Source organism: Tistrella arctica (assembly GCF_039630945.1).
Lineage (GTDB): Bacteria > Pseudomonadota > Alphaproteobacteria > Tistrellales > Tistrellaceae > Tistrella > Tistrella bauzanensis.
Genome location: NZ_JBBKTV010000011.1, coordinates 1 through 23,172, shown reverse-complemented (window position 1 = coordinate 23,172; position 23,172 = coordinate 1). Strand labels below are relative to the sequence as shown.

Here is a 23,172-nt window from a genome sequence, read left to right as displayed (position 1 = left end):
ACTCAGCAAATCAGGAAGCAGAAGACGGCGGATGCGGCGGGCGCGGCCCGGAGCCGCCGTCTCTGGCGCCCCCCAGCCTGGCCAGGATGCCGTAAGCCCATAACCCGTGCAGAACCACCAGACCGGCCCAGAGCGCCAGGGCGAAGCCGATGCGACCTTCCGGGTCATCGACATCGAGCAGCGCGGTCAGCAGGGCGATCAGGCCGTTCCCGGCGGCGAAGCCGAAACCATGGAGGTAGAAACCGGTCAGGCGGCGGGCGCGGCGCGCCTGCGCCGCCTCTCCGGTATCATCTCCCGGTCCGGCCATGCCGGCTTCGGGGTCATCGGGGGTCACGGGCATATCCGCGTCAGAGCGGAATGTTGCCGTGCTTCTTCCACGGCTTCTCGCGACGCTTGCTGCGCAGCATGTCCAGCGCGCCGCAGATGCGGGCGCGGGTGTTGCGCGGCCGGACGACGTCGTCGATGAAGCCGCGAGAGGCGGCAACGAACGGGTTGGCGAAGCGGCCGCGATATTCCTCGGTCCGCGCCGCGATCTTGTCCGCGTCGCCGATATCCTGGCGGAAGATGATCTCCACAGCGCCCTTCGGCCCCATCACCGCGATCTCGGCGGACGGCCAGGCATAGTTCATGTCGCCGCGTAGATGCTTCGAGCTCATGACGTCATAGGCGCCGCCATAGGCCTTGCGGGTGATCAGCGTCACTTTCGGCACCGTCGCCTCGGCATAGGCATACAGCAGCTTGGCGCCGTGCTTGATGATGCCGCCGAATTCCTGGCTGGTGCCCGGCAGAAAGCCCGGCACGTCGACGAAGGTGACGATCGGGATGTTGAAGCAGTCGCAGAACCGCACGAAGCGGGCGGCCTTGCGGGAGCTGTCGATGTCCAGGCAACCCGCCAGCACCATCGGCTGGTTGGCGACGATGCCCACGGTCTGGCCATCCATGCGGGCAAAGCCGGTCAGGATGTTCTTCGCGAATTCGGGCTGGATCTCGAAGAAGTCGCCCTCGTCGACCACCTTCTCGATCAGCTCCTTCATGTCATAGGGCTTGTTCGGGTTCGGCGGCACCAGGGTGTCGAGCGACGGCTCCATGCGCGCGACCGGGTCGTGGGTCTCGCGGATCGGGGCCGGTTCGCGGTTCGACAGCGGCAGGAAGTCGAAGAACCGGCGCATCTGCAACAGCGCGTCGACATCATCCTCGAACGCCACATCCGCCACCGAGGATTTGGTGGTGTGGGTGACGGCGCCGCCCAGATCCTCGGCCGTCACCACCTCGTGGGTCACGGTCTTGACCACATCGGGGCCGGTGACGAACATGTATGACGTGTCCTTCACCATGAAGATGAAGTCGGTCATCGCCGGGGAGTACACCGCACCGCCGGCGCAGGGGCCCATGATCATCGAGATCTGCGGCACGACGCCCGAGGCTTCCACATTGCGCAGAAACACATCGGCATAGCCGGCGAGCGAGGCGACACCTTCCTGGATGCGGGCGCCGCCCGAATCGTTCAGGCCGATCACCGGGGCGCCGACCTGCACCGCCTGGTCCATGACCTTGCAGATCTTCTCGGCATGCGCTTCCGACAAAGCGCCGCCGAACACCGTGAAATCCTGGCTGAACACGAAGACCAGCCGGCCGTTGATCGTGCCGCGGCCGGTGACCACGCCGTCGCCGGGCACCCGGGTGTTCTCCATCCCGAATTCCGTGCAGCGGTGTTCGACGAACATGTCGTATTCTTCGAACGACCCGGCATCGAGCAGCAGCTCGATCCGCTCGCGTGCGGTCAACTTGCCCTTGGCATGCTGGGCATCGATCCGGCGCTCGCCGCCACCCATCCGGGCAGCCTGACGACGCTTCTCAAGCTCTTCGAGTATCGCCTGCATCTCCGGTCTTCTTCTTCCTCGAATGGTCTGGCGCCGGCCTGCCGCGGCCGATCCCGGCTGCGACGGCGCGCAAGGCGCCCTACACGGCGTATCCCTTGTTCGCCTGTGCTGATAGCATGACGAACCCGGTCGCGCCACACCCTTTGCCGCGAAAGCCTGAAGATCCGCAAGGTATTGGCAGTTTATGAGGGGGCTTGCGAAAGCTGTGCGTGATCGCACGGCCGGCTGCGCAAGATTGCGCAAACCGACCCACGGGTAACCTGCACGTCCCCCGCTACCCCGCGTTGATGGCGTCGCGGATGCGGGCCAGATCGGCCAGATCGCGTTTCAGAAAAGTCATCCGCTCGGTCTGCTCGGCATCCTCGCCCCAGCGGCTGATCTGGTAATGCTCGTCGGCCTGCGAGGCTGCCCACGCCGTCTCTGCATCGATCGCGCCCTCGAACAGCGCCAGGCCGATGATCACCGATCCGGCGGTGGTCACGGCGCCGTGCAGCACCGACAGCCGCCAGGGGTCGACGGCCTCGATCGCGCGGGTCAGCCTCTCCACCGTCTCGGGCGGCTGGTCCACCGCCAGCAGGCCGGTGGTGGTGACCAGATGGATATCGAAGCGCCGCCGCGCCCAGTCGATCATCGGATCCCAGTGTTCGCACTGAACCGCCACCAACCCGGCCGGGGTTTCGGCGCGATAGCACACCAAGTCGGTGCCGATATAGCCCGCCAGTTCCGCGGCGATCAGCGCCTGATGCGGCACCACCCGGTCGACCACCACATTGGCAAGCCTGGTCGCCGGCATGGTCTCGGGGTCGATGCGCGCGCCCTGGGCACCCCATTCATCGGCGATCAGCCGGGCCAGGGCCTGGTGCGGCACAACCAGTGGCGCCTTGGCCGGCGTGCGCAGGGGCCGCGCGTCCAGCACCACCGACCAGCCGCCGCCCTCGGCCGGGATGATGTCGGCCGCCTTGTAGAATCGCTTGCGCAGATCTGGCCCGGCACGGCCGGCGCCCTTCGGTGCATCGCTCATGCCCCGATCCTCCGTTCGATATCCCCGATGACCATGGCCGGCGGCGCGCCGATCAGTGCCAGGATCGCCGCGTCCAGCGCCGCCGCGCTCTCCACCACATGCTCGGCGCCGGCGGCGATCAGCTCGTCCGGCGCGTGGCAGCCCCAGGCGACGCCGATCGCCCGCGCGCCCGCGGCCCGGGCCATCTCCATGTCATAGCTGGTGTCGCCGATCAGCACGCTGCGCCGTGGTGCGGCGCCGGTCTCGGCCATCGCCGCCAGCATCATCGCCGGATGTGGTTTGCTCGGATGGGTGTCGGCGGTCTGAATGGTCACGAACATCCGCTCGAAGCCGAACTGGGCCATGGTGCGCTCCACGCCACGGATCGACTTGCCGGTGGCCATGCCCAGCAGATAGCCGGCGCCGTCCAGCCGGCGCAGAACCGCGTCCACGCCATCGAACAGCCGTTCGTCGCCCATCTGCCCGGCGGCCAGCCGGCGGCGATAGGCGGTGCGATAGCCATCGGCCAGCATCATGCAGTCGGCCTCGCCCAGATCCGGCAGCAGCCGGCCGATCGCGACCGGCAGCGACAGGCCGATGATCCGCGACACATCGGCCGGCGCCGGCGCCGCCAGCCCGGCCGCGACGAAGCAGTCGCCCATGGTGTCGGTGATATGCCCGGCACTGTCGACCAGGGTGCCGTCGCAATCGAACACCACCAGCCCGACGCCCGTCTCCTCTGCCATCATCCGTCGATCTCCGGGTCGAGGCCCATTCCCAAGTCCAGACCAAGCCGCGCGAAGCTGGCGGCCATATGGGGCGGCAGGGGGGCCGCCGCCGAAATCCGCCGGCCATCCGGCCCGGTCAGGCTCAGGCGGCGGGCATGCAGATGCAGCCGCTTCGGCAGGCCGATCCGCCGCAGATCCACCGCCGCCCCCCCATATTTCAGGTCGCCAACGATCGGCGTGCCGATCGCCGCCAGATGGGCGCGGAGCTGATGGGTGCGGCCGGTCAGCGGCTTCAACGCCACCAGCGCGCAGGGGCCGCCGGTCGCCATCACCTCATATTCGGTGATCGCGGTCTGGCCATCATCGCCCGCATCGACCGCCACCATCCGTTCGCCGCCGCGCTCCACCTGGCGCTTGGCCAATGGCAGGTCGATCACGCCGCGCTGTGGCGACGGCACGCCCAGGGTGACCGCCCAGTAGATCTTGGTGGTGGTCCGCTCGCGGAACGCCCGGGTCGCCCAGGCGGCGGCGCGGGCATTGCGGGCCAGCAGCAGCACGCCCGAGGTGTCGCGGTCCAGGCGATGCACCAGCCGTGGCCGCTCTGCGTCACCCGGCCGCGCCAGGCCGTCGAGCATGCCGTCCAGATGCCGGTCGGTGCCGCTGCCGCCCTGCACCGCCAGCCCCGACGGCTTGTCGATCAGGATCAGATCGTCGGTCTCGACCAGCACCCGGCTTCGCAGGAAGGCCGCATCCTCGGCGCCGGTCGCGCGTTGCGCCACCCGGCCTTCCGCCGCCGCCTCCAGCATCGGCAGAGCCAGCGGCGGCAGGCGGACCGTGGCACCGGCCGTCAGCCGCAGATCGGGTTTGGCGCGCTTGCCGTCCACCCGCACCTGACCGGTGCGGCTCCAGCGCTGCGCCTCGGCGAAGCCCAGCCCCGGCAGCCGCCGGCGCAGCCAGCGGTCCAGGCGCTGGCCGTCCTCGTCATCGCTCACATCCAGATGCAGCGGCTCGTGGCCACCGCCTGTCCCTTGCGCGGAACCGGTCATCCGGCCACCATCCTTGCCACCATCAGCCCGCCCAGCAGGCCCAGAATTCCCATCGCCACCGATCCGCCCACATACAACGCCGCGACCACCGTCTCGCCCCGCTGCCACAGGCTCACCGCATCCAGCGAAAAGGTCGAGAATGTGGTGAAGGCGCCAAGAAACCCGGTGGCGATCAATGTGCGGGCATGGGGGAACATCGGCAATCCGTGCGCCGCGGCGCCCGCCAGCAGCCCCATCAGGAACGATCCGGCGATGTTCACGATCACCGTGCCCCAGGGAAAGCCCAGGCCGAACGCCGCCGCCGCCCAGCTGTTGACGCTGTGACGCGCCAGCGCCCCTGCCGCACCGCCGGCGGCGATCACCACCAGCGTCACCGGTGCGAATGCGGTCATGACGTCTCGCCCTTCCCGTCCCTCGCCTTGCCTGCCCGTTCGGCCGCGCGCATCTCCGCCTGACGCTCGGCACGCAGCTTCGACCAATACTCCAGCCGCTTGGCGATGTCCCGCTCGAACCCGCGCGGACGTGGCTCGTAAATCACCCGTGCGCCCATCGCCTCCGGCCAGTAATCGCGGCCCGAAAACGCGTCCGGCGCGTCATGGTCGTAGTCATAGCCATGGCCATAGCCAAGCTGTTTCATCATCTTCGTCGGTGCGTTCAGGATATGCATCGGCGGCATTAGCGACCCGGTTTCCTTCGCCAGCCGCCGGGCGGCCTTATAGGCCATATACACGCCGTTTGATTTGGGCGCGGTCGCAAGATAGACCACGGCCTGGGCGATGGCGAGTTCGCCTTCGGGGCTGCCCAGCGTCTCGAAGGCCGCATGGGCCGCCTGCGCCTGTTCCAGGGCCCGCGGATCGGCCATGCCGATATCCTCGACCGCGAAGCGGATCAGCCGGCGGATGACATAAAGCGGATCCTCGCCGCCCTCCAGCATCCGCGCGAACCAATAAAGCGCCGCGTCGACATCCGATCCGCGCAGCGATTTGTGCAGCGCGCTGATCAGGTTGTAATGGCCTTCCTGCGCCTTGTCGTAAAGCGGCATCCGGCGTTGGAGCAACTGGCCCAGACGGCTCGTGTCCAGCACCTCGCCCTCGGGCAGCGCATACAGCATGTCGGCCATGTTCAGCAGAAAGCGGCCATCGCCATCGGCCATGGCCACCAGGGCCTCCCGCGCCGCGCCATCCACCGGCAGCGGCCGCGCCTCGGCGGCCTCGGCGCGGATCAGAAGCTCGGTCAGGGCCGCCTCGTCCAGCCGTCGCAGCACCAGCACCTGAGTGCGCGACAACAACGCACCGTTCAGCTCGAAGGACGGGTTCTCGGTGGTGGCGCCGATCAGCGTGACGGTGCCATCTTCGACATAGGGCAGAAAGCTGTCCTGTTGCGCGCGGTTGAAGCGGTGGATCTCGTCCACGAACAGCAGCGTCTGGCGGCCGGTATCGCGCAGCGCCGCCGCCTCGGCAAAGGCCTTGCGCAGGTCGCCGACGCTTGAGAACACCGCCGAGAGCGCCGCGAACCGCATGCCCGTGGCCTCGGCCAGCAGACGCGCCAGCGTCGTCTTGCCGGTCCCCGGCGGCCCCCACAGCACCAGCGATGCCAGGCGCCGCGCCTGAACCATGCGCGTCACCGGCCCGTCGGGGCCGAACAGATGGTCCTGGCCCACGATATCCTCGATCCGCGCCGGCCGCAGCCGATCGGCCAGGGGGCGTGGGGCTGCGGCATCGAACAGCGTCGCCATGGGGTTTACGCAGCCTCCCGGTCTGAAGGCGCCGGCCCGACCCGGTTCAGCGCACAAGCTCCAAGGTGAGTTCGCGACCCTCTCGGCGCAAGGTCAACCGCCAGCGCCGCTCACCCTGAACGGCCGCAAGCCTGGAGACCACATCCGCCGCGCGGTTCAGTTTCGCGCCGTTGATCGCCACAATCATGTCGCCGGGGCGCAGGCCGATCGCCGCTGCCGGCGACCCGCGGGCGATGTCGATCACGATCACCCCTTCCTCGAACCCGTCCAGGCCCAGTTCCTCGGCCAGCGCCGGCGACAGATTGGCGATCTTCGCGCCCGCCAGCGGGTTGGCGCCGCTGATCTCGCGTTCATCGCGCGCCACCGTCTCAGGCGCCGCCACCAGCGGCAGCGACACGGTCTGCCGGCGTCCGTCGCGCCAGATCGTCACCTCGGTATCGCCGCCGATGCCGGCCGCCGCCAGCCGGAAACGCAACGCCCGCGGATCATCGACGACCCGACCGCCGATTTCCAGGATCACATCGCCGCGCTTCAGCACCCCGGCCGCCGGCCCTTCCGGATGAACATGGCTGACCACCACGCCCGATGGCCGCGGCAGGCCCAGGCTTTCGGCGATATCCGCCGTCACCGGCTGGCCGCGCGCGCCAAGCCAGGGCCGCGCCACCGGCCGGCCCTCGATCGCCGCCTGCACCACGGTGCGCACCAGGGTTGCCGGGATCGCGAAGCCGATGCCGTTCGATCCGCCCGACCGGCTGAAGATCGCGGTGTTGATGCCCACCACCCGGCCATCCAGCGTCACCAGCGCGCCACCGGAATTGCCGGGGTTGATCGCGGCGTCGGTCTGGATGAACGACTGGAAATCCGACACGCCGACCATGGTCCGGGCCAATGCCGACACGATGCCGCTGGTCACGGTCTGGCCCACGCCGAACGGGTTGCCGATCGCCAGCACCAGATCCCCCACCTCGACCGCGTCGCTGTCGCCGAAGGTCAGCGCCGGCAGTTCAGCCCCCTCAGGATCGATCTTCAGCACCGCCAGATCGGTCTGGGCATCGAGACGCACCACCTCGGCCGGGAACTCGCGCCGGTCGTTCAGCACCACCGTGATCTGCTCGGCGCCGTCGATAACATGGTTGTTAGTGACGACGAAGCCGCGGCCGTCGACGATCACCCCGGAGCCCAGCGAGTTCTGCACCCGCTCCGATGGCCGCCCCAGCCCCATACGGTCGCCAAAGAACCGGCGGAAGAACGGATCGTCGAAGAAGGGCGAGCGCTGCTGCACCACCACGGTCCGGCGGGTGTAGATGTTCACCACCGCCGGTGCCGCCGCCCGCACCACCGGCGCGAATGACAACTGCATCTCGGTCCGGCTATCCGGCACACGCTTGGCCGTCGCGTCATCAGCCGCCATCACCGGCGCCGCACCTGCCAGCACGACGACCGCGATCGTCCATGCCACCGCCAGCCCTCGCACATGCAGCCACCCTGCCGTCAGGGCGGCGGCGCATCTGTCCCGATCGATCACCCGCTTCGACATCCCGCACACCTTCATCTTCCCGGCCGGTCGCGATCCCCGGTCCTGATCCTTGGGCGCCCCGTCGCCGCCGGCTCACAGCATAGCGCCGGCGTCTCAGCCGACAAGCATCGCCGTCCGCCGCGTGAGCACAGCCCGCCACCACCCGAAACCGGGCCGCAACGGAAAACGGGCAGCACACCATGCGGCGTGCTGCCCGTCCTCGTCACCGATGCACCGTGTTCCGAGGCCACGATCCCCCGGCCTGTCCGCGCCGACAGGCAAGGGGCGTTCACAGCCGGAACGGGCGATCAATCCTCGGCGTCGTCCTCGACAACCTGCTTGGGGCCCGAATCCTGGCCCTTGGCGGCGGGGTTGCGGTCGACCAGCTCGATGATCGCCATCGGCGCATTGTCGCCATAGCGGAAGCCCGCCTTCAGCACGCGGGTATAGCCACCGGCGCGGCCCTGATAGCGCTCGGCCAGTTCGGCGAACAGCTTGCGGACGATCACGTCGTCCGGCAGCCGCGACGCGGCCTGACGGCGGGCATGCAGATCACCGCGCTTGCCCAGCGTGATCAGGCGCTCCACGACCGGGCGCAGTTCCTTCGCCTTCGGCAGGGTGGTCTTGATCTGCTCATGCTTCAGCAGAGCCACGGCCATATTGGCGAACATCGCCTTGCGATGGGCGCTGGTGCGGTTCAGCTTGCGACCGCTCATTCCATGGCGCACGACAGTTTACTCCTGCTCGGGCATCATTCGTGCCCGGTATCCGGGCACTGTGGCGCGCGCTCGGGCGTTGTTATCCCTGTCGCGCGCCGCGATGCGATTTTCAAAGGGGCCGACGTGCGCAGGCACAATCCGCCCCGTGAGGTAGTCGCCCGCATGACGCGGGCGGTTACAGGAACCCGATATCGGCGGCGCGGGGCATGGCCTTTCGGCTGCCCCGCCGGCCGATCAATAGGGCTCTTCCAGCTTCTTGGCCAGCTCTTCGATATTCTCCGGCGGCCAATTGCTGATCTGCATGCCGAGCTTCAGACCCATGGAGGACAGAACCTCCTTGATCTCGTTCAGCGACTTGCGACCGAAGTTCGGCGTCCGCAGCATCTCGGCCTCGGTCTTCTGGACCAGATCGCCGATATACACGATGTTGTCGTTCTTCAGGCAGTTCGCCGAACGCACCGACAGCTCCAGTTCCTCGACCTTGCGGAGGAGGTTCGGGTTGAAGGGCAACTCGTCATGCTCTTCACGTTCGGTCGGCATCTCCGGCTCTTCGAAGTTGATGAAGAGCTGGAACTGGTCCTGGAGGATGCGGGCGGCAAGCGCGATCGAATCTTCCGGGGTGATGGCACCGTTGGTTTCGACGTGGAGCGAGAGCCGGTCGAAATCGGTATAGGAACCGACACGGCTGTTCTCGACCTTGTACGAGACCTTCTTGATCGGGCTGTACAGGGCGTCGACCGGGATCAGGCCGATCGGCGCGTCTTCGGGGCGGTTCGCCGAGGCCGGGACATAGCCCTTGCCGGTGTTCACCACGAATTCCATGTTCAGCACCGCGCCGTCATCCAGCGTGCACAGAACCAGGTCCGGATCCAGAATCCCGATATCGGGACCGGTCTGGATCATCGATGCCTTGACCTCGCAGGGGCCGGTGGCCTTCAGCGCCATGCGCTTGGGGCCTTCGGCATGCATGGTCAGCGACATGGTCTTCACGTTCAGCACGATGTCCGTCACGTCCTCGCGCACACCGGGGACGGATGAAAACTCGTGAAGAACGCCGTCGATCTTGATCGCCGTAACTGCGGCGCCTTGAAGCGACGACAGCAGCACCCGGCGCAGGGCATTGCCGAGCGTCATGCCGAAGCCGCGTTCGAGCGGCTCGGCGACGACGGTCGCCTGCCGGGCCGGATTGGCCCCCGGCTCGATCTCGAGCTTGGTCGGCTTAATCAGGTCCTGCCAATTCTTATGGATCACGTGAACGACCTCTCGTTGCTCGCGCCGCGATGGGGTGCCGGTCGTTGCGGGGATCCGGCGGGCGCTCTTGCCCGCCGCGCCGGCGACGCGGAACCGGACAGGCTGAAGCCGGCCGGCGCGGCGCCCTCCCGGGCTATCGCGTCCGACCGGCGGGGGCGCGTGCGGTCCTTGACGTCAGACGCGGCGCCGCTTGGGCGGGCGGCAGCCGTTATGCGGGATCGGGGTCACGTCGCGGATCGAGGTGATCGCGAAACCCGCCGCCTGCAGGGCACGCAGAGCCGATTCCCGGCCCGAGCCCGGACCCTTGACCTCGACGTCCAGGGTACGCATGCCGTGTTCGGCGGCCTTGCGGCCGGCGTCTTCGGCAGCGACCTGCGCCGCGTAAGGGGTAGACTTGCGCGAACCCTTGAAGCCCATGGTCCCCGAGGACGACCAGGAGATGGTGTTCCCCTGCACGTCGGTGATGGTGATCATGGTGTTGTTGAAGCTCGCGTTCACGTGCGCGACACCGGAAGTGATATTCTTCCTGTCGCGGCGGCGCAGACGAGCACCCGTATCCTTGGCCATGGTGCGTCCTTACTTCTTCTTGCCCGCAATCGGCTTCGCCGGGCCCTTGCGGGTCCGCGCATTTGTGTGGGTGCGCTGACCGCGCACCGGCAGGCCACGACGATGCCGAAGGCCGCGGTAGCAGCCGAGGTCCATCAGGCGCTTGATGTTCATCGCGACTTCGCGGCGGAGGTCACCCTCGACCGCATAATCGCTGTCGATCACTTCACGGATGCGAATCACTTCGGCATCCGACAGTTCGTTCACGCGCCGCTCGGTCGGGATTCCCACCTTGCCGCAGATTTCCTGCGACTTCGACCGGCCAATGCCGTGAATGTAGGTCAGCGCGATCTCGACTCGCTTCGCGGTCGGGATATTCACACCTGCAATACGCGCCACGCTTGATTCTCCTTCGTCGACCGACGGTCTGCGCCCGCACGCGCCCACTCGGCGCGGAGGGGCGCGATTATAGGATGACCGTCGCTCAAGTCAACCACTCAGAAGTTACGACCCGCTGCCGAGGATGGCTTTCAACGCCCGGGTCACATCATCGATGTCGGCCATGCCGTCCACCGTCCGCAAAAGGCCCTTCGTCTCATAGTAGGGCAGCAGCGGCGCGGTCTGCGCATGGTAGGCTTCGAGCCGGCTCGTCACCGTCTCGGCATTGTCGTCCTTGCGGCGGGTGAACTCAGTCGACCCGCACACATCACAGACGCCCGCAACCTTGGGCTTCTGGAAAGTGTCATGATAGCCGGCGCCGCATTTGGCGCAGGCGAAACGTCCGGTGATCCGCTCGACCAGTGCCGCATCATCGACCTTCATCTCGATCACATGATCCAGATGAAGCCCGCGGGAGGCCAGCATGCCGTCCAGCGCCTCGGCCTGGGCCACGGTGCGGGGAAAGCCGTCGAGGATGAAGCCGTTGCGGCAGTCATCCTGACCGATGCGGCCGGCGATCATATCGATGATCGCCTGATCCGGCACCAGCTTTCCGCTGTCCATGATCGCCTTGACGCGATTACCAAGCTCGCTGCCCGATTTCACCTCGGCACGGAGCATGTCCCCTGTGGACAGCTGCACGATGCCGTAGGCGTCGACCAGGCGCTGCGACTGTGTGCCTTTGCCGGCACCGGGAGGTCCGAGAAGGATCAGGATCACGACCGCCGTCCTTTGAGTCGGGCCTTCTTGATCAGCCCCTCATACTGGTGCGCCAGCAGGTGGGACTGGATCTGGGCCACGGTATCGATGGTGACGTTGACCACGATCAGCAGGCTGGTGCCACCAAAGTAGAACGGGACCGCATACTCGCTGATCAGGAGTTCTGGCAGGGCGCAGACCGCAGCGATATAGATCGCGCCGATCGCCGTCAGCCGGGTCAGCACATAATCCAGATACTCAGCGGTCTTCGCGCCGGGCCGGATGCCGGGAATGAACCCGCCATGTTTGCGCAGATTGTCCGCCGTCTCCTCCGGATTGAACACAATCGCGGTATAGAAAAAGCAGAAGAACAGGATGGCCGCGATGTACAGGCCCAGATACAGAGGCTGACCATGCGCAAGATTTGCCGTCAGCCAGGTCATCCAGGCCGGACCGCCGGCGGCATTGAAGCTGGCGATGGTCGTCGGCAGCAGCAGGATCGAGCTTGCGAAGATCGGCGGGATAACGCCGGCCGTGTTCAGCTTCAGCGGCAGATGCGAGCTTTCACCGCCATAGATCCGGTTGCCGACCTGACGCTTCGGGTACTGAACCACGATGCGGCGCTGGGCCCGTTCCATGAACACGATGAAGGCGATCACCGCCACCGACATGATCAGCAGGAACAGGATCAGGCCCGTGGACAAGGCGCCGGTCCGCCCCAGTTCCAGCATCCGGGCCAGAGCGCCCGGCAGGCCGGCGACGATGCCGGTGAAGATGATCAGCGAGATGCCGTTGCCGACGCCACGGGCGGTGATCTGCTCGCCCAGCCACATCAGGAACATCGTGCCGCCGACCAGCGTGATCACGGTGGCCGCCCGGAAATATAGCCCTGGGTCCGCCACGGCCGACACACCGCCCGCCTGCAGCCCCTCAAGCCCCACCGAGATGCCATAGGCCTGAACGATCGCCAGGCCCACCGTGCCGAAGCGGGTGTACTGGTTCAGCAGCTTGCGCCCGCTCTCGCCCTCCTTCTTCAAGGCCGCGAAGCTCGGCAGCACTGCGGTCAGCAGCTGCACGATGATCGAGGCCGAGATGTAGGGCATCACGGTCAGCGCAAAGATGGTCATGCGCCCCAGCGCACCGCCGGCGAACACGTTGAACATACCCAGAATGCCGCCGGCATTCTGATTGAACACCTCGGCAAGCACGGCAGGATTGATCCCCGGCACCGGGATATAGGTGCCAAGTCGATAGACCAGCAGCGCGCCCAGGGTGAACCAGAGCCGCTTCTTCAGTTCGGTGGCCTTGCCGAAGGCCCCGAAATTCAGGCTGCCCGCAAGTTGATCGGCGGAGGACGCCATCGCGGATGCGCTCCCGGCTTGAAGAGGGGGATCTCGAAGGCATGTCCTGAGCCGGCGGGGCCGGCCAGAACACCTGGATCAGTCTGTCGTCGTCGGGGCGGGCCCGGCACTCAACGTCGCCCTCACCGGTCCGGGACATACCCCGACGGCTTCGGCAATGCGAGCGCGGGCAACCATCCCCCGGTCTGAACCGGCGGACGGTCGCCCGTCAAAGCCTGCACGACGCAAGCTCAGGCCAGAGATCAGGCCTGGGCCTCGTCCGCTGCCGGCACCGCCGGCAACTCGACCTTGCCACCGGCCTTCTCAACCGCCGCAACCGCCGCCTCAGAGGCGCCGGAGACGTGGATGGTCACGGCCGTGGTGATCTCGCCCTTGGCAAGCAGGCGCACGCCGTCGCGAACGCGACGCAGCAGGCCGGCTTCAACCAGGGTCGCCTCGGTGATGTCGGTGCCGAGCTTGCCGGCATCGATCGCTTTCTGGATGCGACCCAGATTGACATGAACGAAATCGTTACGGAAGGGCGCGTTGGTGAAACCACGGCGCGGAAGGCGACGATGCAGCGGCATCTGACCGCCCTCGAAGCCCTTGATCGCCACGCCTGCACGCGCCTTGGCACCCTTATGGCCCTTGCCGGCGGTCTTGCCGGTCCCCGAGCCGGGGCCGCGACCAATGCGCTTGCGCGCCTTGGTCGCACCAGGATTGTCCCTGAGCTCATTGAGCTTCATGACACCGCTGTTCCTTGCGTTCGTGTGTTTGGTGCAGGAGGCCCGGGGTTACCCTCAGGCCACCTCCTCCACGACCACGAGATGAGCCACCCTGGCAATCATGCCACGGACCGACGGGGTATCCTCAAGCACGCGGCTGCGATGCCGCTTGTTGAGACCCAGGCCGATCAGCGTCTGACGCTGATAGTCGGGACGCCCGATCGGGCTGCCCAGCTGGGTGACCTTCACCTGCTTCTTCGCCTCCGACATCAGGATCACTCCTTGCCAGCGGCGGCGGCGGCCGCCTGGCCGTCGCGGCGGCCGATGATGTCGCTGACCTTGCGACCCCGGCGCCGCGCAACCTCACGCGGCGACTGAACGGCCTTGAGGCCGTCGAAGGTCGCCTTGATCAGGTTGTACGGGTTCGACGTGCCGTGGCTCTTCGCCACGACGTCGGCGACACCCAGGCTCTCCAGCACCGCGCGCATCGGGCCGCCGGCGATGATGCCGGTACCCGGAGGGGCGGCGCGCATCAGGATCCGGCCGGCACCGAAATGCCCGTCGATATCATGATGCAGCGTGCGGCCCTCGCGCAGCGGAACGCGGATCATGCCGCGCTTCGCCTTCTCGGTGGCCTTGCGGATCGCTTCGGGAACCTCGCGGGCCTTGCCCTGACCGAAGCCGACCCGGCCGCGGCCGTCACCAACAACCACCAGCGCGGCAAAACCGAACCGGCGACCACCCTTAACCACCTTCGCGACGCGATTGATGGTAACGAGCTTGTCGATGAACTCGCCTTCTTCCTCGCGAGGCTTGCGCTCGTTGTCCGTGCGTGCCATGCGTGCGGCCCCCATCAGAACGACAATCCGCCCTCACGGGCGGCGTCGGCCAGCGCCTTCACGCGGCCATGATAAATGTAGCCCCCGCGGTCGAAGACGACCTCGGTCACGCCGTGCTCAAGTGCGCGCGCAGCGATCAGCTGGCCGACCAGCTTGGCGGCTTCCACGCCAGCGCCGTTCTTGAGCTGGCCCTTCAGATCCGTGTCGAGGGTCGATGCCTGGGCGAGCGTCTGCCCGCCAACATCGTCGATGATCTGAGCATAAATGTTCAGATTGGAGCGGTAGACGCTCAGCCGCGGACGGCCGTGCGACTTTTTGCGCAGCTGCGTACGCACGCGCCGCTTGCGCCGCTCGAAGAGCAGATTCGCGTTCATGCCCGTGCGGCTCCTTACTTCTTCTTGCCTTCCTTGCGGACGATAACCTCGCCCTCGTACTTGACACCCTTGCCCTTATAGGGCTCGGGGCCGCGGAAGGACCGGATCTCGGCCGCGATCTGACCGACCCGCTGCTTGTCGATCCCAGAGATCGCAAGCGCAGTCGGCTTCTCGGCCTTGATGTCGATATCCGCCGGAACGGCGTATTTGATGTCGTGGCTGAAGCCGAGCTGCAAGGTGAGCAGCTTGCCGTCGACAGCGGCGCGGTAACCCACGCCGTTGATCTCCAGCTTCACGGTGAAGCCCACCGACACGCCCTGGACCATGTTGGCCACCAGCGTGCGCGACAAACCCCACATCGACAGGGCGCGACGGTCGTCATTGGCGGGCTGAACGACGATCTGACCGTCGTTCAGCGTAACATTCACATCCGACGGCAGCGTGCGTTCAAGAGCGCCGAGCTTGCCCTTGACGCGAACGGTGTTCCCGTCCACTGCAACCTCGACGCCCTGCGGCACCGCCACCGGATTCTTACCGATACGCGACATAGGACGTCTCCTCAGAACACCTTGCAGAGCACTTCACCGCCGACATTGGCGGTGCGGGCCTCTGCATCGGACATGACGCCGCGCGGGGTCGAGAGGATCTGGATGCCGAGGCCATTGTAATGCTTCGGCAGTGCCTTGATCGACGAATACACACGACGGCCCGGACGGGAGACGCGGCCGATTTCGCGGATGGCGGGCTCGCCGTCCACATACTTCAGCGCGATCTCGAACACCGGCTTTCCTTCCGCAGGCTCATTCCGCTCGTAACCGCGGATATAGCCCTCACGGGTCAGCACGTCGAGAACCCAGCCGCGCAGCTTCGACGCCGGGCAAAGGGTCGTGCCCTTGCGCGCCATCTGGGCGTTGCGGATACGGGTGATCATATCGCCGAGGGGATCGGTCATGGACATTTCCGGTCCTCCTCTCTTACCAGCTCGACTTGGTCATGCCGGGGATCTGCCCGGACGACGCCAGGTCGCGGAGCGCCACACGGCACAGCTTGAGCTTGCGGTACACGGCGCGCGGACGGCCCGTCAACGCGCACCGGTTCCGGATACGGGTCTTGGAGCTGTTGCGCGGCATTTCCGCCAGCTTCAGGGTAGCAGCAAACCGCTCCTCGGGAGACAGGCTGCGGTCATCAACCACCGACTTGAGAGCGGCGCGCTTTGCGGCAAAGCGCTTGGTCAGCTGCTCGCGGTGCTTGTTCTTCTGGACGGCACTGGTCTTGGCCATAATCGCCTCGCTTGCCGTTGCTCAGTTCACGAAGGGCATCTGGAAGGCGGCAAGAAGCGCCTTCGCCTCGGCATCCGTCTTGGCCGTCGTCGCGAAGACGATGTCCATACCCCGGACGGTATCGACCTTGTCGTACTCGATTTCCGGGAAGACGATCTGCTCTTTGAGGCCCATGGCATAGTTGCCACGCCCGTCGAACGACTTGCCGTTCAGCCCGCGGAAGTCGCGGACGCGCGGCAGAGCGATGGTGACGAGACGATCAAGAAACTCGTACATGCGGTCGCGGCGAAGGGTGACCTTCACGCCAACCGCCATGTCCTCGCGCAGCTTGAAGCCGGCGATCGACTTCTTCGCGCGGGTCACGACCGGCCGCTGACCCGTGATCTTGGTCAGGTCGGTCACGACGCCGGCGATCTTCTTCTGATCCGACACCGCCTCGCCGACGCCCACATTCAGGACGATCTTCTCGAGACGGGGGATTTCCATGATGTTCGCGTAGGCGAACTGCTCACGCAGCTGGCCGCGAACCTCATTCACATAATACTCGTACAAGCGTGCCATGGTGGGCTGCTCCGCCGTCAACGATCGATCTGCTCGCCGGAACGCTTGGCGACTCGCACCTTGCGTCCATCTTCGAGCGTGGAAAAACCGACGCGGGTCGGCTTGCCGTCCTTGGGGTCGGCGATCGCGACGTTCGACAGGTGCAGCGCGGCTTCCTTCTCCAGAATACCGCCGGGGCTACCCGGCTTCGGAGCGGTGTGCCGCTTGACGAGGTTCACGCCCTGGACATAGACGCGGTCCTCCTTGGGGAGAACCTGCGTCACCGTCCCGGCCTTGCCCTTGTCGCGCCCGGTCAAAACGACGACGTTGTCGCCTTTCTTGATCTTGGCTGCCATTAGAGGACCTCGGGGGCCAGAGAGATGATCTTCATGAACTTCTTGCCGCGGAGCTCGCGGGTGACCGGGCCGAAGATACGGGTCCCGATCGGCTCGCCATGCTTGTTGATCAGCACGGCGGCATTGCGGTCGAAGCGGATGGCGGTGCCGTCCGGACGACGAAGCTCCTTGGCGGTACGAACGACCACCGCACGGTGGACGTCGCCCTTCTTCACCTTACCACGCGGAATCGCCTCCTTCACGGAGACGACGATCACGTCGCCGACACGGGCAACGCGGCGGCGGGAACCGCCGAGCACGCGGATGCACTGCACACGCCGGGCGCCGCTGTTGTCCGCCACTTCCAGATTGGTTTCGGTCTGGATCACAGGACCGTTCCTTAATCAGCAGGGGCCGGGCTCATTCGCCTTCGACGACGACCGTCCAGCGCTTCCGCTTGGAGATCGGCGCCGACTCGATGATGCGGACGTTGTCGCCGGCCTTGAACCGGTTGTCCTCATCATGCGCGGCGTACTTCTTGCTGCGGCGGATGAACTTCTTGTAGATCGGGTGCTGGAAGCGACGCTCGACCTTGACGATGATCGTCTTGTCGCCCTTGTCGCTTACCACGACGCCCTGGAGGATACGCTTGGGCATCTGATCACTCCTTCGCCGCAGATGCGGCCTGCTGGCCGATCACGGTCTTGATCCGGGCGATGTCGCGACGGACCTCGCGCACCCGGGCGGTGTTGTCGAGCTGACCGCCCGCCTGCTGAAAGCGCAGATTGAACTGCTCCTTCTTCAGCTGCAGCAGCATGGTCGAAAGCTCGGTGCCCGACTTCACGCGCAGTTCCTCAGCCTTCATGGCCTCAGCCCTCCACACCGATGCGCTGGATCACGCGGGTGCGGATCGGCAGCTTCGCGGCACCACGCTCGAAGGCCTCACGGGCCAGCTCGGCGGGGACACCGTCCAGTTCGAACATCACGCGACCAGGCTTGACACGGGCCATCCAGAATTCCGGAGCGCCCTTACCCTTACCCATGCGCACCTCGGCCGGCTTCTTCGAAACCGGCACGTCGGGGAACACACGCACCCACACGCGACCGACACGGCGGATGTGGCGGGTGATCGCGCGACGGGTCGCCTCGATCTGCCGCGCCGTCAACCGACCGGGCTCCATCGCCTTCAGGCCATAGGCGCCGAAATTCAGCGCCGTACCGCCCTTGGCGTCACCGTGGATGCGGCCCTTATGCGCCTTGCGATATTTCGTCCGCTTCGGACTCAGCATAAGTTCCAGCCTTTCTCACTAAGCTGATCGCCGCCGGATCAGCGCGAAGCCCGCGTCTCACGACGCTCGGCTTCCGCCGCCAGCGGATCGCGGCTCAGCACTTCGCCCTTGAACACCCAGACCTTGACACCGCATGTGCCATAGGTGGTGAAGGCGGTCGCCTGGCCATAATCGATGTCGGCGCGCAGCGTGTGCAGCGGCACCCGACCTTCGCGGTACCATTCCGTGCGGGCAATCTCTGCGCCGCCCAGGCGGCCGCTGCAGGTGATGCGGATGCCTTCGGCACCCAGACGCATCGCCGACTGCACGGCACGCTTCATTGCCCGGCGGAACGCCACGCGGCGTTCCAGCTGCTGGGCGATGTTCTCCGCCACCAGGGTGGCGTCGAGTTCGGGCTTGCGGACCTCGGCGATGTTCAGATGAACCTCGCCTTTGACCAGCTTGCCGACATCGGCCTTCAGCTTGTCGATATCGGCGCCCTTCTTGCCGATGATCACGCCGGGCCGCGCGCTGTTGAGGGTGATGCGCACCTTCTGCGCAGCACGCTCGATCACGATGCCCGACACGCCGGCGTTCTTCAGGCGGTTCTTCAGGTACTTGCGCAGGCGCAGGTCTTCCTGAAGCAGATCCGCATAATTGTCATCAGCGTACCAGCGGCTATCCCAGGTACGGATGATCCCGAGCCGGAGCCCGATGGGATTGACCTTATGACCCATTAGTCCTGCTCCTCGCGCTCACGGACCACCACGGTCAGCTGGCTGAAAGGCTTCTCGACCCGGCCCACACGACCGCGGGCGCGGGCGCTGAAACGCTTCATGACCAGCGCCTTGCCAACGAAGGCTTCGGCGATGAACAGACGGTCGACGTCCAGCTCGTGATTGTTTTCCGCGTTGGCGACGGCCGACTGCAGGGTCTTCATCACGTCGTTCGAGATCCGGCGGCGCGAGAAGGTCAGCGCAGCCAGCGCCGACTCGACGCTCCGACCACGGATCAGCTCGGCAACGGTGTTGAGCTTGCGCGGGCTCACGCGCAGCATCGCCGACACCGCGCGCGCCTCGTTGTCGGACACCCGACGCTCGGCACTTGGCTTGCCCATGGTTACTTCCTCTTGGCCTTCTTGTCCGCGGCGTGGCCGTAGAACGTGCGGGTGGGCGCGAACTCGCCGAACTTATGACCGACCATGTCCTCGGAGACAAGCACGGGCAGGAACTTGTGCCCGTTATAGACCCCAAAGGTCAAGCCCACAAACTGGGGCAGGACGGTCGAGCGGCGCGACCAGATGCGAATCACCTCCTTGCGGCCGGAGGTGTGCAGCGTGTCGGCCTTCTTCAGCAGGTACCCGTCGACAAACGGGCCTTTCCAAACCGAACGGGGCACAGTCGTACTCCTCCAGACCTTAAGGCTTACGACGGCGGACGATAAACTTGTCCGTCGCCTTGTTATTGCGGGTGCGCTTGCCCTTGGTCGGCTTGCCCCACGGGGTGACCGGATGACGACCACCCGAGGTGCGGCCTTCGCCGCCACCATGGGGATGATCAACCGGGTTCATCGCCACGCCACGGACGACCGGACGACGACCCAGCCACCGGGAACGGCCAGCCTTACCCAGGCTGATGTTCTGATGGTCGGGGTTCGACACGGCACCGATGGTGGCCATGCATTCGGCGCGAACCATGCGCTGCTCGCCCGACGCCATGCGCAGCATGACGTAGCTGCCGTCCTTGCCGACGACCTGCACATAGGTGCCGGCCGAGCGCGCGATCTGGCCACCCTTGCCGGGCTTCAGCTCGACATTGTGGACGATCGTGCCGACCGGGATCGACGACAGCGGCATCGCATTGCCGGGGCGCACATCGACCTTCGAGCCGGCGACGACCTTGTCGCCCACCTTCAGGCGCTGCGGGGCCAGGATATAGGCCTGCTCGCCGTCGGTGTACTCGACCAGCGCGATGAACGCCGTCCGGTTCGGGTCATATTCCAGGCGCGTGACGGTCGCCTCGACGTCCCATTTGCGACGCTTGAAGTCGACCAGACGATAGCGGCGCTTGTGACCGCCGCCGACCTGGAACGAGGTGATGCGACCGGTGTTGTTACGGCCGCCCGACTTGGTCAGGCCTTCGGTCAATGCCTTGACCGGCTTGCCCTTCCAGAGTTCCGAGCGATCGACCAGAACCAGCTGACGCCGGCCGGGCGAAGTCGGCTTGTATGCCTTCAAAGCCATCGGTTCAGATCCCCGCCGTCAGATCGATCTGCTGGCCTTCGACCAGGGTGACGATCGCCTTCTTGAAATCCGAGCGACGCCCCGGACGGCCGCGAAACCGCTTGGCCTTGCCAGCCTGAACCAGGGTGTTGACCGCCTTCACCTTGACATTGAACAGGTGTTCGACGGCCTGCTTGATCTCGGGCTTGGTCGCATCCAGGGTGACGCGGAACGTCACCTGATCATGCTCTGAACCCATGGTCGACTTCTCGGTGACGACCGGGCTCAGGATGATGTCGTACATCCGCTCCGGGTTCATTTCAGCCGCGCCTCCAGGCTCTCGACCGCGGCGCGCGACAGCACCAGGGTGTCGCGGCGCAGGATGTCGTAAACATTCGCACCCTGGCTCGGCAGCACGTCGATGCCGATCAGGTTGCGGGCCGCAAGGCGGAAGCCCTGGTCGACCTCGGTGCCGCCGATGAACAGCGTCGAGTGACCGAGACCGGCCTTCTCGAGGCGTGCCACCAGGGCCTTGGTCTTGGCGTCGTCGGCCTTCAGGTCGTCGACCACCACCAGCTTGCCACCCATGGCCTTCACCGACAGCGCGGTCTTCAGCGCCAGGCGACGCACCTTCTTCGGCAGGTCGTGGGCGTGGCTGCGATTCACAGGACCGTGAACCGTCGCACCGCCGCGGAAGATATTCGCCCGCTTGGCGCCGTGCCGCGCGCGGCCGGTGCCCTTCTGGCGATAGATCTTCGCCGTCGACCCGGCGATATCGGAAATCGTCTTCACCTGATGCGTACCGGCGCGCCGCTTGGCGAGCTGGTAGCGCACCATCCGGTGCAGGATATCGACGCGGGCCGGGAGACCGAACACCTCGTCTGCCAGCGCGATCGTGCCGGCGTCCTCGTTATCGAGGGTAATGACCTTCACATCCATCGCTCGGCCCTCAGCCTTCCGTGGTCTCGGCAGCCGCCTCGGCCACCGGAGACGCAACCTTCAGGCCCGCCGGGAACGGCGCACTCTCGGGCAGCGCCTTCTTGACGGCGTCGCGCAGCAGCACATAGGAACCGGCCGAACCCGGGATGGCGCCTTCAACCAGCACCAGGCCCCGGTTGGCGTCGACGACGGTGACGCGCAGATTCTGCACGGTCACGCGGCGCGCGCCCATATGGCCGGCCATCTTCTTGCCCTTGAAGGTACGGCCCGGATCCTGACGGTTACCGGTCGAACCATGCGAGCGGTGCGAGACCGACACGCCGTGGGTGGCGCGAAGACCGCCGAAATTGTGACGCTTCATGGCGCCGGCGAAGCCCTTACCGACCGAGGTGCCGACCGCGTCCACGAACTGGCCGGGAACGAAGTGATTGGCACCGATTTCGGCGCCGACATCCGGCAGGGCGTCGCCCGTGACCCGGAATTCGGCGAGCTTCAGCTTGGGCTCGACCTTCGCCTTGGCGAAATGGCCGCGCTGCGGCTTGGAAACGTTCTTGACCTTCGCCGCACCGTAACCGACCTGAACGGCGTTGTAGCCGTCAGTTGCCTCGGTGCGGTGTGCGACGACCTGGACGTTGTCGAGCTTCAGAACGGTCACGGGAATGTGAATGCCGGCCTGGTCGAAAACGCGCGTCATCCCGAGCTTGCGGGCGATGACTCCAGTACGCATCTGGCGTTACCCCCTCAGAGCTTGATCTCGACGTCGACGCCGGCCGCAAGGTCGAGCTTCATCAAAGCATCGACGGTCTGCGGGGTCGGCTCGACAATGTCGAGCAGGCGCTTGTGCGTCCGGATCTCGAACTGCTCGCGCGACTTCTTGTCGATGTGCGGCGAACGGAGAACCGTGAAGCGCTCGATCTCGGTGGGCAGCGGGATCGGGCCCCGCACGCTCGCGCCGGTCCGCTTGGCGGTGTTCACGATCTCGCGGGTCGACTGATCGAGCACGCGATGATCGAACGCCTTCAGGCGGATGCGAATGTTCTGGCCTTCCATCATGGGCTTCTTACCTTGGCCTCGGCGGTGCGACCTGCCGGATGAGTCCGGGGTGCCGCAGCGCCGCGCGTCCTTACAAGAGACCGGCCCGCCGGGCGGACCGGCCGGGCGCTCGTGGCGTCAGGGAACTGGCAGCCGGTGCGCCATCGCGGCCTACATACCGCCACGGCTGTACCGGCTGCACATCTCGCTGTTGATCAGGCGATGACCTTGGCGACGACGCCGGCGCCGACGGTGCGGCCACCTTCGCGGATCGCGAAGCGCAGGCCCTCATCCATGGCGATCGGCGAGATCAGCTTGACCATGACCGACACGTTGTCGCCGGGCATGACCATCTCGGTGCCTTCCGGCAGCGTGATCACGCCGGTCACGTCCGTGGTCCGGAAGTAGAACTGCGGACGGTAGTTGGTGAAGAACGGGGTGTGACGCCCGCCTTCTTCCTTGGTCAGGATATAGGCTTCCGCCGCGAACTCGGTGTGCGGGGTGATCGTGTTCGGCTTGGCCAGAACCTGGCCGCGCTCCACATCCTCACGCTTCGTGCCGCGCAGCAGCACGCCGACATTGTCGCCGGCCTCGCCCTGATCCAGCAGCTTGCGGAACATCTCGACGCCGGTCACCGTCGTCTTCGTGGTGTCACGCAGACCGACGATCGACACTTCCTCGCCGACCTTCACGATGCCGCGCTCGATACGACCGGTCACCA

The 23,172-nt window shown here is 66.2% G+C and carries 36 protein-coding genes; all 36 read right to left on the bottom strand.

Translation table 11 applies throughout. The features are described from left to right. Positions 1-10 precede the first annotated feature (10 nt). Entirely contained in the window at positions 11-334 is a 324-nt protein-coding gene (locus tag WG924_RS22350) for a hypothetical protein (protein ID WP_345935264.1), read from the bottom strand. A gap of 13 nt (positions 335-347) precedes the next feature. Continuing rightward, positions 348-1,880 carry an acyl-CoA carboxylase subunit beta gene (locus tag WG924_RS22345; protein ID WP_345935263.1) on the bottom strand — a complete coding sequence of 511 codons (1,533 nt, stop codon included), beginning with the start codon at positions 1,878-1,880 and terminating at the stop codon, positions 348-350. 274 nt (positions 1,881-2,154) lie between these two features. Then, a complete protein-coding gene (locus WG924_RS22340; RefSeq protein ID WP_345935262.1) occupies positions 2,155-2,901 on the bottom strand; it encodes an ATP12 family chaperone protein in 747 nt (248 codons plus the stop codon). Further along, positions 2,898-3,626 (bottom strand): HAD-IA family hydrolase, encoded by a 729-nt coding sequence (locus WG924_RS22335; protein ID WP_345935261.1) that lies wholly within the window; start codon positions 3,624-3,626, stop codon positions 2,898-2,900. The genes WG924_RS22340 and WG924_RS22335 overlap by 4 nt, the downstream gene beginning before the upstream one ends. Beyond that, positions 3,626-4,654 (bottom strand): RluA family pseudouridine synthase, encoded by a 1,029-nt coding sequence (locus WG924_RS22330; protein WP_345935260.1) that lies wholly within the window; start codon positions 4,652-4,654, stop codon positions 3,626-3,628. Before WG924_RS22330 ends, WG924_RS22335 begins: the two co-directional genes overlap by 1 nt. Beyond that, on the bottom strand, positions 4,651-5,046 hold the full coding sequence (crcB, locus tag WG924_RS22325; protein WP_345935259.1) for a fluoride efflux transporter CrcB: 396 nt from the start codon (positions 5,044-5,046) through the stop codon (positions 4,651-4,653). The genes WG924_RS22330 and crcB overlap by 4 nt, the downstream gene beginning before the upstream one ends. Beyond that, a complete protein-coding gene (locus WG924_RS22320; RefSeq protein WP_345935258.1) occupies positions 5,043-6,389 on the bottom strand; it encodes a replication-associated recombination protein A in 1,347 nt (448 codons plus the stop codon). The genes crcB and WG924_RS22320 overlap by 4 nt, the downstream gene beginning before the upstream one ends. Positions 6,390-6,435: 46 nt before the next feature. Further along, positions 6,436-7,926 carry a Do family serine endopeptidase gene (locus WG924_RS22315; protein WP_345935257.1) on the bottom strand — a complete coding sequence of 497 codons (1,491 nt, stop codon included), beginning with the start codon at positions 7,924-7,926 and terminating at the stop codon, positions 6,436-6,438. 287 nt (positions 7,927-8,213) lie between these two features. Next, positions 8,214-8,633, bottom strand: coding sequence for a 50S ribosomal protein L17 (rplQ, locus tag WG924_RS22310; RefSeq protein WP_345935256.1), 420 nt, complete (start codon positions 8,631-8,633; stop codon positions 8,214-8,216). A gap of 225 nt (positions 8,634-8,858) precedes the next feature. Then, a complete protein-coding gene (locus WG924_RS22305) occupies positions 8,859-9,875 on the bottom strand; it encodes a DNA-directed RNA polymerase subunit alpha (protein ID WP_188577992.1) in 1,017 nt (338 codons plus the stop codon). Positions 9,876-10,049: 174 nt separating this feature from the next. Continuing rightward, positions 10,050-10,442 (bottom strand): 30S ribosomal protein S11, encoded by a 393-nt coding sequence (gene rpsK, locus WG924_RS22300; RefSeq protein ID WP_014746124.1) that lies wholly within the window; start codon positions 10,440-10,442, stop codon positions 10,050-10,052. Positions 10,443-10,451: 9 nt separating this feature from the next. Continuing rightward, complete coding sequence (gene rpsM / locus WG924_RS22295; protein WP_188577990.1) at positions 10,452-10,820, bottom strand: 30S ribosomal protein S13; 369 nt, start codon at positions 10,818-10,820, stop codon at positions 10,452-10,454. 105 nt (positions 10,821-10,925) lie between these two features. After that, complete coding sequence (locus WG924_RS22290; protein WP_345935254.1) at positions 10,926-11,579, bottom strand: adenylate kinase; 654 nt, start codon at positions 11,577-11,579, stop codon at positions 10,926-10,928. After that, positions 11,576-12,919: a preprotein translocase subunit SecY gene (gene secY / locus WG924_RS22285; RefSeq protein ID WP_345935253.1), complete on the bottom strand. Its 1,344-nt coding sequence runs from the start codon at positions 12,917-12,919 to the stop codon at positions 11,576-11,578. The genes WG924_RS22290 and secY overlap by 4 nt, the downstream gene beginning before the upstream one ends. A gap of 242 nt (positions 12,920-13,161) precedes the next feature. Further along, a complete protein-coding gene (rplO, locus tag WG924_RS22280; protein WP_188577984.1) occupies positions 13,162-13,644 on the bottom strand; it encodes a 50S ribosomal protein L15 in 483 nt (160 codons plus the stop codon). Positions 13,645-13,698: 54 nt separating this feature from the next. After that, on the bottom strand, positions 13,699-13,893 hold the full coding sequence (gene rpmD / locus WG924_RS22275; protein ID WP_188577982.1) for a 50S ribosomal protein L30: 195 nt from the start codon (positions 13,891-13,893) through the stop codon (positions 13,699-13,701). A gap of 5 nt (positions 13,894-13,898) precedes the next feature. Then, entirely contained in the window at positions 13,899-14,462 is a 564-nt protein-coding gene (gene rpsE, locus WG924_RS22270; protein ID WP_188577980.1) for a 30S ribosomal protein S5, read from the bottom strand. A 14-nt stretch (positions 14,463-14,476) separates the two neighbouring features. Further along, positions 14,477-14,836, bottom strand: a complete 360-nt coding sequence (gene rplR / locus WG924_RS22265) for a 50S ribosomal protein L18 (protein ID WP_188577978.1) — start codon at positions 14,834-14,836, stop codon at positions 14,477-14,479. 14 nt (positions 14,837-14,850) lie between these two features. Beyond that, the gene (gene rplF, locus WG924_RS22260) at positions 14,851-15,384 is read right to left on the bottom strand and encodes a 50S ribosomal protein L6 (RefSeq protein ID WP_188577976.1); all 534 of its coding nucleotides are present in this window, start codon (positions 15,382-15,384) and stop codon (positions 14,851-14,853) included. 11 nt (positions 15,385-15,395) lie between these two features. Continuing rightward, positions 15,396-15,794 (bottom strand): 30S ribosomal protein S8, encoded by a 399-nt coding sequence (gene rpsH, locus WG924_RS22255; protein ID WP_188577975.1) that lies wholly within the window; start codon positions 15,792-15,794, stop codon positions 15,396-15,398. Positions 15,795-15,810: 16 nt separating this feature from the next. Next, positions 15,811-16,116: a 30S ribosomal protein S14 gene (rpsN, locus tag WG924_RS22250; RefSeq protein WP_345935252.1), complete on the bottom strand. Its 306-nt coding sequence runs from the start codon at positions 16,114-16,116 to the stop codon at positions 15,811-15,813. A gap of 21 nt (positions 16,117-16,137) precedes the next feature. Further along, on the bottom strand, positions 16,138-16,677 hold the full coding sequence (gene rplE / locus WG924_RS22245; RefSeq protein ID WP_345935251.1) for a 50S ribosomal protein L5: 540 nt from the start codon (positions 16,675-16,677) through the stop codon (positions 16,138-16,140). Between the two features lie 17 nt (positions 16,678-16,694). After that, on the bottom strand, positions 16,695-17,012 hold the full coding sequence (gene rplX / locus WG924_RS22240) for a 50S ribosomal protein L24 (protein WP_345935250.1): 318 nt from the start codon (positions 17,010-17,012) through the stop codon (positions 16,695-16,697). Next, entirely contained in the window at positions 17,012-17,380 is a 369-nt protein-coding gene (gene rplN, locus WG924_RS22235) for a 50S ribosomal protein L14 (RefSeq protein ID WP_188577966.1), read from the bottom strand. Before rplN ends, rplX begins: the two co-directional genes overlap by 1 nt. Positions 17,381-17,411: 31 nt before the next feature. After that, positions 17,412-17,648: a 30S ribosomal protein S17 gene (rpsQ, locus tag WG924_RS22230; RefSeq protein WP_188577964.1), complete on the bottom strand. Its 237-nt coding sequence runs from the start codon at positions 17,646-17,648 to the stop codon at positions 17,412-17,414. A 4-nt stretch (positions 17,649-17,652) separates the two neighbouring features. After that, positions 17,653-17,856, bottom strand: a complete 204-nt coding sequence (rpmC, locus tag WG924_RS22225; RefSeq protein ID WP_188577962.1) for a 50S ribosomal protein L29 — start codon at positions 17,854-17,856, stop codon at positions 17,653-17,655. A 4-nt stretch (positions 17,857-17,860) separates the two neighbouring features. Next, positions 17,861-18,280, bottom strand: coding sequence for a 50S ribosomal protein L16 (gene rplP / locus WG924_RS22220; protein ID WP_188577959.1), 420 nt, complete (start codon positions 18,278-18,280; stop codon positions 17,861-17,863). 38 nt (positions 18,281-18,318) lie between these two features. Continuing rightward, on the bottom strand, positions 18,319-18,996 hold the full coding sequence (gene rpsC / locus WG924_RS22215) for a 30S ribosomal protein S3 (RefSeq protein ID WP_188577957.1): 678 nt from the start codon (positions 18,994-18,996) through the stop codon (positions 18,319-18,321). Further along, positions 18,996-19,376 (bottom strand): 50S ribosomal protein L22, encoded by a 381-nt coding sequence (gene rplV, locus WG924_RS22210; RefSeq protein WP_188577955.1) that lies wholly within the window; start codon positions 19,374-19,376, stop codon positions 18,996-18,998. The genes rpsC and rplV overlap by 1 nt, the downstream gene beginning before the upstream one ends. 2 nt (positions 19,377-19,378) lie before the next feature. Further along, entirely contained in the window at positions 19,379-19,657 is a 279-nt protein-coding gene (rpsS, locus tag WG924_RS22205) for a 30S ribosomal protein S19 (protein WP_188577953.1), read from the bottom strand. Positions 19,658-19,676: 19 nt separating this feature from the next. Then, positions 19,677-20,501 carry a 50S ribosomal protein L2 gene (gene rplB / locus WG924_RS22200; protein ID WP_345935248.1) on the bottom strand — a complete coding sequence of 275 codons (825 nt, stop codon included), beginning with the start codon at positions 20,499-20,501 and terminating at the stop codon, positions 19,677-19,679. 4 nt (positions 20,502-20,505) lie between these two features. Beyond that, complete coding sequence (locus WG924_RS22195) at positions 20,506-20,799, bottom strand: 50S ribosomal protein L23 (RefSeq protein ID WP_188577949.1); 294 nt, start codon at positions 20,797-20,799, stop codon at positions 20,506-20,508. Continuing rightward, positions 20,796-21,419, bottom strand: coding sequence for a 50S ribosomal protein L4 (gene rplD, locus WG924_RS22190; protein ID WP_345935247.1), 624 nt, complete (start codon positions 21,417-21,419; stop codon positions 20,796-20,798). Before rplD ends, WG924_RS22195 begins: the two co-directional genes overlap by 4 nt. Before the next feature lie 10 nt (positions 21,420-21,429). Next, the gene (gene rplC / locus WG924_RS22185) at positions 21,430-22,146 is read right to left on the bottom strand and encodes a 50S ribosomal protein L3 (protein WP_188577945.1); all 717 of its coding nucleotides are present in this window, start codon (positions 22,144-22,146) and stop codon (positions 21,430-21,432) included. Positions 22,147-22,160: 14 nt separating this feature from the next. Beyond that, entirely contained in the window at positions 22,161-22,469 is a 309-nt protein-coding gene (gene rpsJ / locus WG924_RS22180) for a 30S ribosomal protein S10 (protein WP_041606294.1), read from the bottom strand. 197 nt (positions 22,470-22,666) lie between these two features. Continuing rightward, on the bottom strand, positions 22,667-23,172 hold a 506-nt coding region (locus tag WG924_RS22175), incomplete at its 5' end, for an EF-Tu C-terminal domain-related protein (protein ID WP_345935246.1).

Excerpts from the sequence above, each read along its gene's own strand:
- WG924_RS22345 (WP_345935263.1), bottom strand. The coding sequence starts at position 1,880 with ATGCAGGCGATACTCGAAGAGCTTGAGAAGCGTCGTCAGGCTGCCCGG.
- WG924_RS22340 (WP_345935262.1), bottom strand. The coding sequence starts at position 2,901 with ATGAGCGATGCACCGAAGGGCGCCGGCCGTGCCGGGCCAGATCTGCGC.
- WG924_RS22335 (WP_345935261.1), bottom strand. The coding sequence starts at position 3,626 with ATGGCAGAGGAGACGGGCGTCGGGCTGGTGGTGTTCGATTGCGACGGC.
- WG924_RS22330 (WP_345935260.1), bottom strand. The coding sequence starts at position 4,654 with ATGACCGGTTCCGCGCAAGGGACAGGCGGTGGCCACGAGCCGCTGCAT.
- crcB (WP_345935259.1), bottom strand. The coding sequence starts at position 5,046 with ATGACCGCATTCGCACCGGTGACGCTGGTGGTGATCGCCGCCGGCGGT.
- WG924_RS22320 (WP_345935258.1), bottom strand. The coding sequence starts at position 6,389 with ATGGCGACGCTGTTCGATGCCGCAGCCCCACGCCCCCTGGCCGATCGG.
- WG924_RS22315 (WP_345935257.1), bottom strand. The coding sequence starts at position 7,926 with ATGTCGAAGCGGGTGATCGATCGGGACAGATGCGCCGCCGCCCTGACG.
- rpsK (WP_014746124.1), bottom strand. The coding sequence starts at position 10,442 with ATGGCCAAGGATACGGGTGCTCGTCTGCGCCGCCGCGACAGGAAGAAT.
- secY (WP_345935253.1), bottom strand. The coding sequence starts at position 12,919 with ATGGCGTCCTCCGCCGATCAACTTGCGGGCAGCCTGAATTTCGGGGCC.
- rplO (WP_188577984.1), bottom strand. The coding sequence starts at position 13,644 with ATGAAGCTCAATGAGCTCAGGGACAATCCTGGTGCGACCAAGGCGCGC.
- rpmD (WP_188577982.1), bottom strand. The coding sequence starts at position 13,893 with ATGTCGGAGGCGAAGAAGCAGGTGAAGGTCACCCAGCTGGGCAGCCCG.
- rpsE (WP_188577980.1), bottom strand. The coding sequence starts at position 14,462 with ATGGCACGCACGGACAACGAGCGCAAGCCTCGCGAGGAAGAAGGCGAG.
- rplR (WP_188577978.1), bottom strand. The coding sequence starts at position 14,836 with ATGAACGCGAATCTGCTCTTCGAGCGGCGCAAGCGGCGCGTGCGTACG.
- rplF (WP_188577976.1), bottom strand. The coding sequence starts at position 15,384 with ATGTCGCGTATCGGTAAGAATCCGGTGGCGGTGCCGCAGGGCGTCGAG.
- rpsH (WP_188577975.1), bottom strand. The coding sequence starts at position 15,794 with ATGTCCATGACCGATCCCCTCGGCGATATGATCACCCGTATCCGCAAC.
- rpsN (WP_345935252.1), bottom strand. The coding sequence starts at position 16,116 with ATGGCCAAGACCAGTGCCGTCCAGAAGAACAAGCACCGCGAGCAGCTG.
- rplE (WP_345935251.1), bottom strand. The coding sequence starts at position 16,677 with ATGGCACGCTTGTACGAGTATTATGTGAATGAGGTTCGCGGCCAGCTG.
- rplX (WP_345935250.1), bottom strand. The coding sequence starts at position 17,012 with ATGGCAGCCAAGATCAAGAAAGGCGACAACGTCGTCGTTTTGACCGGG.
- rpsQ (WP_188577964.1), bottom strand. The coding sequence starts at position 17,648 with ATGCCCAAGCGTATCCTCCAGGGCGTCGTGGTAAGCGACAAGGGCGAC.
- rpmC (WP_188577962.1), bottom strand. The coding sequence starts at position 17,856 with ATGAAGGCTGAGGAACTGCGCGTGAAGTCGGGCACCGAGCTTTCGACC.
- rplP (WP_188577959.1), bottom strand. The coding sequence starts at position 18,280 with ATGCTGAGTCCGAAGCGGACGAAATATCGCAAGGCGCATAAGGGCCGC.
- rpsC (WP_188577957.1), bottom strand. The coding sequence starts at position 18,996 with ATGGGTCATAAGGTCAATCCCATCGGGCTCCGGCTCGGGATCATCCGT.
- rplV (WP_188577955.1), bottom strand. The coding sequence starts at position 19,376 with ATGGGCAAGCCAAGTGCCGAGCGTCGGGTGTCCGACAACGAGGCGCGC.
- rplB (WP_345935248.1), bottom strand. The coding sequence starts at position 20,501 with ATGGCTTTGAAGGCATACAAGCCGACTTCGCCCGGCCGGCGTCAGCTG.
- WG924_RS22195 (WP_188577949.1), bottom strand. The coding sequence starts at position 20,799 with ATGAACCCGGAGCGGATGTACGACATCATCCTGAGCCCGGTCGTCACC.
- rplD (WP_345935247.1), bottom strand. The coding sequence starts at position 21,419 with ATGGATGTGAAGGTCATTACCCTCGATAACGAGGACGCCGGCACGATC.
- rplC (WP_188577945.1), bottom strand. The coding sequence starts at position 22,146 with ATGCGTACTGGAGTCATCGCCCGCAAGCTCGGGATGACGCGCGTTTTC.
- rpsJ (WP_041606294.1), bottom strand. The coding sequence starts at position 22,469 with ATGGAAGGCCAGAACATTCGCATCCGCCTGAAGGCGTTCGATCATCGC.